General features: G+C 35.5%; 11 protein-coding genes. 7 read left to right on the forward strand and 4 right to left on the reverse strand.

Translation table 11 applies throughout. From position 1 onward, the window contains the following. Nucleotides 1-64 precede the first annotated feature (64 nt). From ACQV2X_RS06065 to ACQV2X_RS06090, 6 genes are all read left to right on the forward strand, one after another. Nucleotides 65-1,411, forward strand: coding sequence for an MSCRAMM family protein (locus ACQV2X_RS06065; RefSeq protein ID WP_428894337.1), 1,347 nt, complete (start codon nt 65-67; stop codon nt 1,409-1,411). Further along, the gene (locus ACQV2X_RS06070) at nt 1,392-2,243 is read left to right on the forward strand and encodes a class C sortase (protein WP_428875257.1); all 852 of its coding nucleotides are present in this window, start codon (nt 1,392-1,394) and stop codon (nt 2,241-2,243) included. The genes ACQV2X_RS06065 and ACQV2X_RS06070 overlap by 20 nt, the downstream gene beginning before the upstream one ends. Beyond that, the gene (locus tag ACQV2X_RS06075; RefSeq protein ID WP_428875258.1) at nt 2,244-3,101 is read left to right on the forward strand and encodes a class C sortase; all 858 of its coding nucleotides are present in this window, start codon (nt 2,244-2,246) and stop codon (nt 3,099-3,101) included. It abuts the gene before it with no gap. A 145-nt stretch (nt 3,102-3,246) separates the two neighbouring features. Further along, complete coding sequence (locus ACQV2X_RS06080; RefSeq protein ID WP_428873354.1) at nt 3,247-4,602, forward strand: TrkH family potassium uptake protein; 1,356 nt, start codon at nt 3,247-3,249, stop codon at nt 4,600-4,602. Nucleotides 4,603-4,606: 4 nt separating this feature from the next. Further along, on the forward strand, nt 4,607-5,269 hold the full coding sequence (locus tag ACQV2X_RS06085; protein ID WP_428873353.1) for a potassium channel family protein: 663 nt from the start codon (nt 4,607-4,609) through the stop codon (nt 5,267-5,269). 204 nt (nt 5,270-5,473) lie between these two features. After that, nucleotides 5,474-7,987 carry a CAMP factor family pore-forming toxin gene (locus ACQV2X_RS06090; RefSeq protein ID WP_428894338.1) on the forward strand — a complete coding sequence of 838 codons (2,514 nt, stop codon included), beginning with the start codon at nt 5,474-5,476 and terminating at the stop codon, nt 7,985-7,987. Between the two features lie 352 nt (nt 7,988-8,339). On the opposite strand, the gene ACQV2X_RS06095 is transcribed toward ACQV2X_RS06090, so the two are convergent. The 4 genes from ACQV2X_RS06095 to ACQV2X_RS06110 form a co-directional block, all read right to left on the reverse strand. Continuing rightward, nucleotides 8,340-9,260, reverse strand: coding sequence for a metal ABC transporter solute-binding protein, Zn/Mn family (locus ACQV2X_RS06095; RefSeq protein ID WP_428874741.1), 921 nt, complete (start codon nt 9,258-9,260; stop codon nt 8,340-8,342). Between the two features lie 263 nt (nt 9,261-9,523). After that, nucleotides 9,524-10,663, reverse strand: coding sequence for a metal ABC transporter permease (locus ACQV2X_RS06100; protein ID WP_428881808.1), 1,140 nt, complete (start codon nt 10,661-10,663; stop codon nt 9,524-9,526). Next, complete coding sequence (locus ACQV2X_RS06105; RefSeq protein WP_428873695.1) at nt 10,656-11,540, reverse strand: metal ABC transporter permease; 885 nt, start codon at nt 11,538-11,540, stop codon at nt 10,656-10,658. Before ACQV2X_RS06105 ends, ACQV2X_RS06100 begins: the two co-directional genes overlap by 8 nt. A gap of 1 nt (nt 11,541) precedes the next feature. Further along, nucleotides 11,542-12,267: a metal ABC transporter ATP-binding protein gene (locus tag ACQV2X_RS06110; protein ID WP_428873693.1), complete on the reverse strand. Its 726-nt coding sequence runs from the start codon at nt 12,265-12,267 to the stop codon at nt 11,542-11,544. 770 nt (nt 12,268-13,037) lie between these two features. Here ACQV2X_RS06110 and ACQV2X_RS06115 point away from each other — a divergent pair. Next, nucleotides 13,038-14,000 (forward strand): asparaginase, encoded by a 963-nt coding sequence (locus ACQV2X_RS06115; protein ID WP_428873692.1) that lies wholly within the window; start codon nt 13,038-13,040, stop codon nt 13,998-14,000. Nucleotides 14,001-14,052: the final 52 nt, after the last annotated feature.

Raw genomic sequence — 14,052 nt, forward strand, 5'->3', positions numbered from 1 at the left:
TCCTTTGTTAAGGGAAATAGGCCTATTTCCCTTAACAAAGGATATTCAAACTAGGAGGTATGATATGAAGTTATTTAAACAACTTACTACATTTCTATTGATGCTTTTTACCTTAATGATCATACCATTTAATCATATTTCAGCCACATCCAATCGCTTGATCATTCATTCTGTTGATAGTGAAACAATAAGAGAATATAGAGTATGGAAGGTCGATCCCACCTATTCTCAAGCAGATATCGCTTCTTTAAAAGAAAAGAAAGTTAGTGAATTAGATCATCTATTTAAACAATCTTACTCTTCAAAAACGAATGAAAATTCTCTAGCCATTATTGACGGGCTTCCGGATGGTAGCTATTACGGATTAGAAATCAATCAAGCCGGTAAAAAAGAAGAGCGTACGGTACCATTTATCATCGATTTGCCTTATCAAAACGCTTTTGAAGTTGATGTTTTCCCTAAGCGCGTTCAAACGGGCTACCTAAAAATCAAAGTGATCGGTGAAGTGACCACTAACCAAATGGATGATTGGAAGAATTTAGCGAATGTTACTTTTTATATTTATGCAGCGAATTCAGACCAGCCAATGTTGTTTAAAGAAGGGCATTTTACAACGGATCCTTCGGGCAAGGCTGAATTGAAGTCGAATTCTCTTGGTGAAATCACTCTCGCTTCATTACCAGAAGGAGACTATGTATTAGTTGAACTAAAAACGGTCGATGGGTATCAGCTTTCAAAAAAAATACATTTCACTATTAAGGCTGGTGAAGTTACTGAAGTTTTAGTTAAAAATTATCTGATTGCTAAAGAGACTTCTCAAGACTCAACCACAGAGCCTACAGATGAAAGCTCATTTGAAGAAGGGCTTGAAAAGGGCGGACAACATTTCCGAAAGGTCAACCATAAAAAGCCGGCGCAAGGCTTGATGGGTGCACGCTTTGAAGTAGTCACTTGGAATAGTAAAAAACGCCTCTTCGAACCAGTCTCTTCGAAAGAAGGGTCTTTCTACATTGTAGAATCTGATTCACGAGGATATTTTGAAGTCAATAATCTGCCCTTAGGAAAATACTATCTTATCGAAATCGAAGCCCCCATTGTACAAGGTCTAAAATACCAACCCTTTGAACAAGCCATTCCCTTTGAAATAACCAGTCAGAGTTATTGGAACTATACTGTAATGGAGATCGTCAACCATCCAGTTGAAGCATCAAAGCAAGAGCAAGATATTCCTATTAACCGACCTTCTAAACCAAGTGATATTGGCTTTTTACCAACGACAGGAGAATGTAAAACTAAATATTTCTACCTTGCTTTTCTTTTTATAACCATCGGTTTATTCATTCTTTTTTATAAGTCGACAACTGGTACAGAAAGGATTTCATGTAAACTTTATGAAGAAGAAAAAAATTAAACTCTTTTTTTATAATCTACTTTTTATAATGGGAGGGATAGCTTTATGCTATCCTTTTATTTCACGTTACCTCTATGACCAAGCCTCACGCGTGGAAGTGAATAGCTATAAGGAGGCTGTACAACAACTGTCTATACAAGAAGTGGACCGACGTGTTTTTCTTGCCCAAGCCTACAACGACCAATTAAGTCAGAAAAAAGAGGGCGTTTCAAAGCTTTCGGATCCTTTTTCAGAAAAAGATCATCAAGAAGGACGTGCAGCCTATGCGCATATGTTGGAGATTAATGAACAAATTGGTGTCATTGATATTCCTAAAATAAATGAATACTTACCAGTTTTTGCTGGAACCAGTGAAGAAGTGTTGCAAAAAGGAATCGGACATTTAGAAGGGACAAGTCTGCCGGTAGGTGGACTTCACACCCATGCAGTTATTACAGGGCATCGAGGGTTGCCGAATGCACGTTTATTTTCGCATTTAGACAAGTTAAAAATAGATGATGTCTTTTATTTTAACAACTTAAATGAAACTTTAGCCTATCAAGTCGATCGAATCGATGTCATCTTACCTCATGAAATAGGATATCTTGATATTGTTCCAGAGCATGATTATATGACATTAATTACTTGTACCCCCTATATGATCAATAGTCACCGCCTACTGGTTAGAGGACACCGTATTCCTTATGTAGAGGATGAATTTGAAAAAGACCGCAAGACCTCTATGAACTTCTTTATCAAGTACCGCTGGCTTTTATTACTCCTGTTACTTTTACTACTACTTACTATTCTTTTTTGGCTGTATAATCGAAAAAAGACTGACAATGGAAAGTAGGTGGCTACAATCAATAGAAGAAATATCAAAGCTGTTTTAAACATTTTTATTTTCCTTTTGGGTTTGACCTTGGTCGCCTATCCTTTTGTAGCGCGTTATATTCATAACCAAGCGGCAAGAACGCAAGTAGAAGAATTTAGGGACCAATCTATCAAAATATCACAAACTGAATTAGACCGTCGGATTGAATTAGCCCATGCTTATAATTCGACCATCCTTCCTAGTATGAATGGCGTGGTGGATCCTTTTACCAAAAAACAAAAGGAAGGAATTAAAGAATATGCTCGCATGCTCGAAATCAATGAACAGATAGGCTTTATCGATATTCCTAAGATTGATCTCTCATTACCTATCCATGCAGGAGCGACTGAAGAAGTCTTACAAAAAGCAGCCGCTCACCTCCAAGGAACCAGCTTACCTGTTGGTGGTAAAGGAACAAATAGCGTCATTACAGCTCATAGAGGCTTACCTAGCGCCAAATTATTTTCTGATTTAAACAAAATGGAAGTTGGCGACTTATTTTTCCTCCATAACTTGCGCGATGATTTAGCTTATCAAGTGATTGAAATCAAAGTGATTGAACCTAATGATTTTGAATCCCTCAAAATTGAAGAAGCAGAAGATCGAGTAACTTTATTAACCTGCACACCCTATATGATTAATAGTCATCGCTTATTGGTTATTGGTAAACGTATTCCATATCCGAAAGAAAGCGTTCAAGAGACAATAACAAGAAGACAGCCATCTCCATGGAAGTTATGGCTTACGATTGCGTTAAGCTTATTTATTTTCTTGTCTATTATAGTTTTATTCATCAAAAGAAAAAAAGCTAATCGTAGCTTTTCTAGGGTAAAATGAGTCTATTGATAAGTTGCTGGTCAAAATAAACAATGAGTAATTTGTGTTTGAAATTCCTGTTTTTTTTCACTACTATAGGAATAGCAAAATTAAAAAAGCTAAACCACGATATAACTAACTTTTGTGCACAGAAGGGTGGAAAGTCATGCTTGTCTATAACCAGTGGAAAAAAGATCTCATTTCAATCAATCCTGCTGAATTATTCTTCTATAGCTACTTGGGCCTCATCTTAATTGGGAGCCTCTGTTTAAAATTACCTTTTGCAACTAATGAGGGTGTGCAGACCTCATTGATTGATAGTATCTTTACAGCCGCTTCTGCAGTTTGCGTCACGGGTCTAGCGACTTTAACCACCGCAAGTCATTGGTCGCCATTTGGTAAAACGGTCATTTTAATTCTCATACAAATAGGCGGTATTGGAATCATGACCGGTGTGGGAACCATTGGTATGTTAATGGGGAGACGGCTGTCTTTTTCTAATCGTAAGTTCTTAGCAGAAGAAAAAAATACCACTACTTTTAGTGAGGTAGCAGACCTTGTGCGGTATGTCGCTTATTCTACTTTAATTATTGAAGCCATTGGTGCTGTTTTATTAAGCTTTCAATTTATACCTGAATATGGGGTCATTAAAGGCGTCATCAATAGTATCTTTCACTCTGTTTCTGCTTTTTGTAATGCCGGCTTTGATATTATCGGTGACCAAAGTTTTATGGGCTATGTCGATAATAATTGGATAAATATCGTACTAATGTTCTTAATTATAGTAGGGGGACTCGGTTTTTCAGTTAGCAGAAATTTAATCCACCATTACTTAAATGGAAAGCCTCTTCGCTTGCATACAAAACTTGTTATAGTGACAACAAGTCTTTTAATTATCTTACCTGCCTTATTCTTTTTAGTTGTTGAATGGCAAAATCCTAGTACGTTAGGACCCTTAAATCTTGTGGATAAATTGACTGCGGCTTTTTTTCAATCGGTAACGACAAGAACGGCTGGTTTTGCGACGATCGAACAAGGAGGCTTACGCACCCCGAGCTACTTGGTGACGAATCTACTGATGTTTATTGGAGGGGCACCCGGAGGAACAGCCGGTGGCTTAAAAGTTACAACCTTTGCCTTATTAATTCTTTATACTCTGTCGTATTTGCGCGAAAGTCAAGATACCGTTGTCTTTAGACGTCGGATTCCTAGGAAGAATATATTGAAATCACTGGCCATTTTCTTTCTTTCTTTTTCTTGGGTGGGTATCGCTTTAATCTTGCTTACCCTCTTTGAACCTAATAAGTCACTGGTTAATCTTTATTATGAGATTATCTCTGCTTATGGTACAGTGGGATTAAGCCAAGGAATTACAGCCAGTTTAAGTGTGATGAGTAAAATAGTGATAATCTTTACCATGATTTTTGGTAAAATTGGACCCATGGCGATGGTGTTTGTCTTCTTCAAATCCAAAGCCTCGAACAATTATCGCGAAGCACAAGAAAGTATCTTAGTGGGGTGATTATGTGAAGGAATATCTAGTGATTGGCGCCGGAAGATTTGGGCGTAGTTTAGCGGAGAATTTAATGAAACTGGGACATGAAGTGATTATTATTGATCATAATGAAGAAAGCATCAACCGAATCGCTCCTTATGTAACCCATGCAATTTGCGCAGATATCAAAAACATTGAGGTTTTTCATGAGTTAGGGCTAGCGAATATCCAAACAGCCATTATTGCAATTGGATCGGATTTAGAAGCGTCTATATTATCTACCATCACTTTAAAAGAAATCGGTGTAAAAACAATCATCGGCAAAGCTTCTACCGATTATTATGCCAAAGTTCTTAAAAAGGTTGGCATTGATAAAGTGATTATTCCAGAAAAAGAAAGTGGCCGTAAATTAGCTTATAGTTTATCCTCTAAGAATCTTGTTGATTATTTTAATATTATTGATGACTATTCCATCTTCGAAGTAACCACCCCTTCATTATGGGTGGATAAAAGTCTAATCGATTTAGACGTGAGAGCTAAACATGGCTTTAATATAGTTGGAATTATTCGAGATTCGGGTGATTTTCTTGGAAATCCTGAACCTCATTCGGTCATCCATAAAGGGGATATGTTGGTAATACTGGGAACCTCAAAAGACTTTATGACGGTTGAGAAGCTGATTAATGAGCAATAATTGATCCATTGAATAAAGTATCAAATCCTGAAACAATCTACATTTTAGATTGTTTCTTTTTTATTTTAAATGGGAGGGTTTGAGAATGAACATATTACGCATTTTAATATAAGCAATTTGTATCAAACTGTTTCGAGATAAAATATTGATTTTTTTTCTAATCGTGTTATAATTATTTTATCATAATAGATCGAGGTGGTATTTATGAGAAAAATGTCAATCATTTTTTCAAGTGCATTATTGCTAGCTAGTGTTGGAACTCCTCTGATGCAACAATCAATATACGCACAAGAAGAAGCGTCAAATACTTCGCAAGCTTATAGTGCAAATGTACAAGATTTAGCAATAGAAATAGTAAATCAAAAAGACAAATTAGAAGCATTAGAACAAACGGTCTTAGGGACTCCCTATGAAGATCTCCTAAATAAAAGTTTTGATATTTTAGAAACAGTCATCTCAGACGCTACTGCAATAGCAAAAGGCGAGGGTATAAATCCTGAAACAATTTATGCTTTAAATTCAATAGGGCCACGTCTAACTGCTATTACAGAAGTAATTGAGGCAATTGATTATTCCGTTAATCATTTGAATAATAAAATAATCGATGCCCACCATATGATGGGATTAAAAATTACACATCTTACATACACTCTGTTGAATCCGCTTTCTTCGAACAATAGCATTGAGAAATTAATTGCTGAATTGAGAGAAACCAAGAGTGAGGCAGCTGCTTTACCAGATCTCAGTGAAAAAGATACAGCAACTATTTACTCAAAAGCTAAATTAGATAAAGCCATTTGGAATACGCGTTTTATTCGGGATGAAAAAATATTAGGTAAGATGGGTGCCAATGTCTATCATTCTTTAAATCGCGCAATCACAAAAGCAGTAGGAATTCAACTTGATCCAAAATCAACCGTTGGAGAAATCGACCAAGCGGTGGCTGAAATTGAAAGTCAACTTAATCAAGCCTTACAAGGTAAAGTTGTAGAAGTCACTAAACGTGATCGTGTAGCTGATCACAAGGAAGATCTGCTCGTAATTAAAGATAAAGAAGAGCAAATTAAGCATCTGAAAGAAGTTTTAGCGGGTACAAATTATGAAAATATCCTTGAAAGAGCTTCAAAATTGGTTGAAAACATCAAGAAAGAAGCCACTCTCGAAGCAAGCATAGCGGGCAAAGTTCCATTAAAGGTTGATACAATTGGAAGTCGGATTGAAGCATTAGTAACGATCATTGATGGAATTGTATACGCAACGACTGAAGCTACTAATAAAGTCAGCCATGCCCATAAAGACATGGGATATACAATCACTAAAGCTTTAATCACTTTAGCAGACCCATTTTCTTCACAAGCTTCAATCGATCATCAAGTACAACAAATCTTAGATCTAAAAGAGGCCATCAATGATTATCCAGATTTAACTGAAGAGGACATTGCAACAATCTATGTAAAAGCTAAATTAGATAACGCCATTTGGAATACACGTTTTATCAGAGATAAAAACATATTAGGTAAACTTCCTTTTGAACAGTATAATGATCTTAATAAAACAATTACTAAAGCCGTAGGTGTGCAGTTGGATCCAAAATCGACTGTCAAGGATATTAATTTATCCGTTCAACAATTACAAGAAAAACTTCAATCAATTTTAGGTTACGAAGTGGGATCAATCGTATCAAAAGACTTGACACTTCCAGACATTGTAAAAGATCATGAGGTTGCTTCAGATCTAGAAGAATTAAAAATTGAAGAAGATAAACTGGTAAAAATTTCTGAAAGAGTTCTTTCTAAAAAATATGAAAAATCATTAGAACAAGCCTTTAAGTTAATCGATAAACTCGGTGGCGAGTTAAATGGGATAAAACAATCAGATACTATATTTAACCTAAACTCAATTGGTAGCCGGATGAATGCTTTAAAAAACATTATTGAGTCCATTGATTATGCAACAAGTGAACTCAAAAATAAAGATTTATCTATACATAAAGATTATGGTTTTGCAATTACAAGAACACTAGTTACTTTATCAGACCCATTTGCTTCAAAAGAAAAAATTGAAAAAAGAATGGCTGAATTGCAAGCTTTAGAAACAAAAGCAGCCCATACACCCGATCTTCATTTAGATTCTCGTGCTAATATTTATGTTCAATCAATCCTAGATGAAGTGATTTGGAATACAAGATTTAGACGGGATAAAGAAGTTCTCGGTAAACAACCTTATGAAGTATATTCTAAAATCAATCAAACACTTACAAAAGCAGTTGGGGTTCAATTAAATCCAAATTCTACTTTAAGAGATGTCTATTCAATGATTCATGAATTAGAATTATTGTTTGATGATAAGATAACAGAAACCGAAGAAGTGATTGCAACAGAAGTCACTGAAGAAGAAGCTACCATCCAAGCTCTTAATGATGAAGTTGCTGTGGATGAAGCAATTGAAGCTAATGAAGAAAGTGTTAGTGAAGATCAGAGTGAAGGAGCTTCCGTAGAAGAAGTGATTGTCGGCGATACTTTTGAAGAGCTTTCTACAGATGAAGCGATCGAAGAAGAAATAACATCAGTTGAACAAATTGAAGAAACAACGGTTGAGAAATCGGCAGATGACGCTGAAACTGAAGAAACTCAACTTGATACTGAGCAAACAGTTCTTCAAGACGAAACTATAAGTGACCTCTCAATAGAAGAGTCAGCCGTTGAATCAGATCTTTAATCATAGCTTGGTCCGTCTCGTTAGAAGCCTAATAGAATGATTCTATTAGGCTTTTTAGTTTGAAATACAATTTATTTATATGGGTTTACATAATATACATTATCTTATTTACGGCTAGAATCTAAGTTATATCATTCGGATCTTCCTTTTCAGTAAGAATTATAGCTAATTATAAGGATAATTATTAAACTTTCATTGCATATTAAGCTTGATCTATAAATCTATTTATATGTTCATAAAGCCCATAAGTTTATCTCTCAAGGCTTTACTGAAATAAGATTTTGAGTTAACCATACAAAAAAATATACCGAGAATTCCTCGGTATATTTTAGGTCGAATCGTATTTAAGTTATTATTTTAAATTGTTTACAATTAAATCAACATTATGACGACACATATCAATAAATGTATCTCCCTCTTGACCTTCAGGTGCTAATGAATCAGAGAAAAGTTCTTGACCTTCTCCACTAACAACTTTCACTTCAAAACCTTTAGAGGCACAAGCTTCTTTTAATTTTTCCATCCGTGCTGGATCGGTTGTTGATTCAGCAAAGATTGCTTTAATTTTATTTTCAACAATAAAATCAACAGTATCATCAATATCTTTATTAGAAACCTCAGAATCGGTTGTTACCCCTTGAGGAGCACGTACTGGAATATTATAAGCTCTTGAGAAATAATTGAAAGCATCATGTGGGGTAATTAAGAAGCGACTTTCTTCTGGAATTGAAGCAATTTTTTCCTCTAATTCTTTATCTAATTCTTTCAATTGCGTAATATACTTATCGGTATGCTCCATAATTTCAGCTTCATTGTCTGGTATTAACTCGATTAGGGCTTCAGAAGCTCTTTGAGTAGCTTGTTGATAGAGATTCAAATCAAACCAGAAATGAGGATCGACAGCCATTCCCCCATCATCGTCCATTACTCCGACCTCATTCGAATCAAAATTTTCTGAAACTGCCACACCAATTGGTTCTAATTGTTCAATCATTTTTCCTTCAAAATGCAAACCATGGTATAAAACAAGATCAGCTTCTTTTAATTTTTGCAAATCTTGAGGTCTTGGCTCATACAAATGCGGATCCTCCCCTGCTGGAATAATCATTTCAATGGTTACCAGATCTCCGGCTAAGTTCTTTACCATATCTCCTAAAAATGAGGTGGTTACAGTAACCATTGGTTTTTCTTCAGCTGCAACACTCGAAGCTAAACTAACGGATGACCCCATAAACAATGCCATTGCGAACAGAAACTTAATAAACTTTTTCATACTATATCTCCTTTTTAGGTTACCCTAATTATTTTTGTAAGGTAAGTATATAATAGTAATCATTACATGTCAACAGAATTTTAGACAAATCTAAACTAATTAAAGATTTTTCCTTATTTTTTTGATAAAGGATAATTAACTTTGTAAACTTTTACCAAAGATTCCTTATTTTATTCATTTATATCTTCAATATTAAAAGAACCCACGTCCTAGTAATGGACATGGATTCTTATGCGCAAACAGATTGGCGTTAGAGGACTGAATTAAAGATTATACCTTTCTTTAAGAGATTTTACTCTTACTTGACCTTTTGAAGTTAGTTGATAAGTAGCATTCAAATTATCATGAAAAACTTCGTCATTTTTTATTAAACGGTTTGCTACTTTTTCAATTTGCTCTTGGGGCCATTGTAAATGCTCTTTTATTGATTGGAAGCCAACTTCACTCAATTCATTGACTGTATTCCTATGATTTGCCAGATGCATAATAAATAATTCTTCTTTTAAGGTCCTTTTTTGTTGAATCTTACGGACCATTTGAGTAATGAATCCATTTTTATTAAACAAGAAAGTCAATCCAAACGTGATTCCTGCAATGGTGGCTGTCATACCAGAGAGTGAAACATTTAAGCCTAAGCCGATAAAATAACCCAAAACGGAGTTAAAAATTGCATAAAGACTGGCTATCAAAAGCATATGATTTAATTTTTTTACAATGAGATAGGCTGAAGCAGCTGGTGCGATTAAGAAGGAAATAACAAGAATGGCCCCCACCGCATCAAAAGCGACAACCGTTGTGATTGAAGTTAACAACATCAAACCATAAAAGAGCACAATCTGGGTAAACCCAGCCACTTGGGCAAATTGGGCATCAAAGGTTGTGATTTTCAATTCCTTATAGAAGAGTACAATAAACAAAATATTTATGAGTAACATAACACTCATTTGAACAGCTGATTTAGCAATCGAAATACCAAAGACATCCAAACGAGTTAAGGAAGCCATTCCCACATCCCCCATTAACACAGCATCCGTATCAAGATGGACGTTCCTCCCATATTTAGTAATTAAAATAACGGATAAGGCGAAAAAGAGCGGATAGACAACACCAACCGCATCATCATTTTTTATTAAGCCGGTATTGGATAAACTCTCGACGCCCCAGACAGTAAAAACGCCTATCAAAGCGGCGCCAATTATTAATAAGGGGGATGTTAAGTCATGAGCGATAAAATAAGCTAATACGATTCCTAATAATACGGTATGAGAAATGGCATCTCCTAACATCGAAAGATTTCTCAATAAAAGGAAACAGCCAATGATTGCACAAGCGATAGCTGTCAATACCAGAATGATCAGTGATTCATAGGTAATATCAAATAATAATAAGATATTCTCAATCATTGAATTCTCCTCCTTTTTTTGGCATGAGTGTTTTTTGAACAATTCCCTTTTTACCAAAAAGCATCGAAAGTAATGCGACAATTGATAAGGTCAAAATAATAGTCGGACCCGTACTCATACCGTTATATTTGGTAGAGATATAAGTTCCAATCACGGCAGATATTCCACCAAAGATCCCTGAAAGAATTAAAACGCGCTCAAAACGATGGGTCCATTGCATCGCTGCAATGGAAGGTACAATCAAAATTGAAGCAATTAGAATGGTTCCGACAAGTTTTAAGCCTACAGCAATTAAACTCATCGTCATGACCAGAATAATACTGTAAAGAATAACAGGTTTAATACCCACTGTTTTCGCATAAACTTCATCAAAGACAAACAACTTAATTTCTTTTTTAAAGAGAATTAATATAAAAATAGAGATAAGGGCCACAATTAAAATGATTTTTAAATCATTTTCCATAATATAAGAGGCTTGACCGAAAAGGTAATTTTTTAACCCTGCTTGAGAAGCTCCTTTAAAACGCGGATTGCCAGAAATATTGCTCTTTAATACCATACCAAAACCAAAGAAAGATGATAAAATGATGGCTAGAATTGCATCTAAATTAAGTTTGGAATGTTGGTCAATGATTTGAATTAAACCGTAAGCCACTCCCCCACTAATAACGGCTCCGATCATCATGGTCATGGTATCTTTGGAGAGCGTCAACATGAAGGCTAAAACAATCCCAGGATAAGTAGCATGCCCAATTGCATCGCCAATCAGAGATTGACTTTTAAATACACTCACAGCTCCTACTGCTCCTGAAGCAGAGGCTAAAAGAAAAGTAGAAAGTGCAATTAAAATAAAGGAATAACTAGTTAAAATATCCACTTTAAATTTCGCCTCCCCAAGTCATATTCGCTTTAACTAAATGTTCATGAACAAAGACTTCTTCAGTTGGTCCCGCCGCAATTAGACGTTTATTTAAAATAATAACATGGTCAAAATATTGTTTAATAGTGTTCAAATCATGATGAACAACAATCGACGTGTGCCCCTTTTGCTGGATTCGCTTGACAAAGTCGATAAAGATTCTTTCGGTCCGCTTGTCCACTCCTGCTAAGGGTTCATCCATAAAGTAGATCTCTGCTTCTTGAGCAATGGCTCGTGCAATAAATACACGCTGTCTTTGACCACCTGACAATTGAGAAATTTGGCGGTCTTTATACTCATAAATACCAATTTCTTTTAAGGCTTGATGAGCCTTTTCATAATCAATTTTACGTGGCCGTTTAATCCATCCTAAATGAACATATCTCCCCATTAAGACTACATCTTCTACAGTGGTTGGAAAATCCCAGTTGACTTCACTGGCTTGGGGAATATAGGCGACTTTATTTTTTATGGCATCAAAATGTGTTCCCAGTATAGATACTCTTCCTGAAAGGGGCTTTTCTAATTCTAGAATCCCTTTAATTAGAGTAGACTTACCAGCACCATTAGGTCCAATAATAGCTGTTCTTGATCCTTTCATAATTTTAACGTCAATATCCCAAAGAACAGGTTGTTCTTGATAGGCCATAGTTAAATCCTCAACTTCGACGATGGCATTTGTCATAATGTTTCCTCCTATTTAATTTAATAAAAATGATACCCAAAGATTTTCAGCAAAATATCTATTTTTTAAAAGATTAATCATTATTGAAAAGTTTTAACGAACCTTTTCCATCTATTTAGTTCTTTTTCTTTTTCTGATATCCCCTCCATTTTTAATCCTTAAACTCCGATGGCCTCTTTTAATTTTATTTTAAAGTGATTAAAATGATATTAGACTATTGACAAAAAATTTTTAGTTTAGTCTAATTCGACTTAATTTAGTATAGGTATATTTATGAAAATGTCAACAATAAGACACATCTAAAAATCACTTAATAAGCATAAAATCCACTCATTTTTGATGTGAACCCCTAAACACGAGCCACAATATTTATTGTAACTATGCGGCCTATAGCCTATAGTCAATAAGTGAAAATCCGTTTATTCTTTTCTTTTTGCGTAGGTGTATTCCGATAATCATGCGACATTTGAATTCTCCTTTATTGATGATTGGTCACTTCAATATAAAATGAATTCAGTGTCGTTTTTTACTTAGACGAATGAGTGTCAAGTTCATTATAAAATCCGCCCTATATTATCATCCTTAACACCCTAATTTTTTAAAAAGCCCAAAGAAGTTTTCCCTATTACATCTGGTTCATCTGGATTTAGACAGGGGAAACGCCTTTTCATAACTTTAACCAAACTCTTATTAAAATCAAAGCGGTAGGGATTGTTTACTGAATTTGAAAACGTTATACTTTTCTAAGAACAACCATGAGGAGTGAAAGCATGAAGAAATTATTATTAATTAATACCGGTGGCACGATTGCCATGTCTGAAGACCAAACCAGTGGTAAGGTATCTCCCTCATCTGAAAACCCAATTATTACCCAATCTTCTTTCTTTAACCAATTCGCTGATATCACTGTGGAAGATTTAATGAATATTCCTTCACCGCATATGAACGAAGAATTGATGCTCAATCTTAGCAATTATATTCAATCGATATCGGATCAATATGATGGCATTGTTGTCACCCACGGAACAGATACTCTGGAAGAGACAGCCTATTTCTTAGAACTAACCCTTGATATCCCCATTCCAGTCGTTTTAACGGGAGCCATGCGCTCAAGTAACGAAATTGGATCTGACGGTTTAGCCAATCTCCGCTCTTCCATCTTTGTAGCCCGTGATGAGAAGTCCCGCGGCAAAGGGGTATTAGTGGTGATGAATGAAGAAATCCATACCGCTACTTATGTGACCAAAACCCATACCACTAATGTTGCAACCTTCCAGACACCTACCTTTGGACCGATTGGATTAATTTCTAAAAACCAGGTCATTTATTTCCAAGAATCACTGCACCGTGAATATTATAAAGTTAATTCAATTAGTAAAAAAGTTGTCTTAATTAAAACTTACGCCAGCATGGGGCCCGAACTCTTTCAAACAGTCCTAGATAATAATTTTGATGGCTTAGTTATTGAAGGATTAGGCGCTGGTAATATTCCACCCGAGACTCTTCCACCCATTCAACAACTGTTAGAAAAAAACATTCCTATTGTGATGGTTTCTCGAGCCTTTAACGGAGTCACTGAAGATGTCTATGACTATGTAGGCGGTGGTAAACAATTGAAACAAATGGGGATCATATTTGCGCAAGGACTTTCTGGCGTAAAAGCACGACTTAAATTATCAGCGATTTTGAACGCGGAGATAGAAGGAGAAATTGCTTCAGCCTTCCATCTATAAGCTTAATACAAAGACGACCTCCCATTGATTAACGAACCAATGGGAGGTCTTA

Source organism: Facklamia sp. P12945, from assembly GCF_050409485.1.
Taxonomy (GTDB): domain Bacteria; phylum Bacillota; class Bacilli; order Lactobacillales; family Aerococcaceae; genus Facklamia.

Coding starts and splice junctions, on each gene's coding strand:
- ACQV2X_RS06100 (WP_428881808.1), bottom strand. CDS start 10,663: ATGATTGAGAATATCTTATTATTATTTGATATTACCTATGAATCACTG.
- ACQV2X_RS06095 (WP_428874741.1), bottom strand. CDS start 9,260: ATGAAAAAGTTTATTAAGTTTCTGTTCGCAATGGCATTGTTTATGGGG.
- ACQV2X_RS06090 (WP_428894338.1), top strand. CDS start 5,474: ATGAGAAAAATGTCAATCATTTTTTCAAGTGCATTATTGCTAGCTAGT.
- ACQV2X_RS06110 (WP_428873693.1), bottom strand. CDS start 12,267: ATGACAAATGCCATCGTCGAAGTTGAGGATTTAACTATGGCCTATCAA.
- ACQV2X_RS06115 (WP_428873692.1), top strand. CDS start 13,038: ATGAAGAAATTATTATTAATTAATACCGGTGGCACGATTGCCATGTCT.
- ACQV2X_RS06080 (WP_428873354.1), top strand. CDS start 3,247: ATGCTTGTCTATAACCAGTGGAAAAAAGATCTCATTTCAATCAATCCT.
- ACQV2X_RS06070 (WP_428875257.1), top strand. CDS start 1,392: ATGAAGAAGAAAAAAATTAAACTCTTTTTTTATAATCTACTTTTTATA.
- ACQV2X_RS06065 (WP_428894337.1), top strand. CDS start 65: ATGAAGTTATTTAAACAACTTACTACATTTCTATTGATGCTTTTTACC.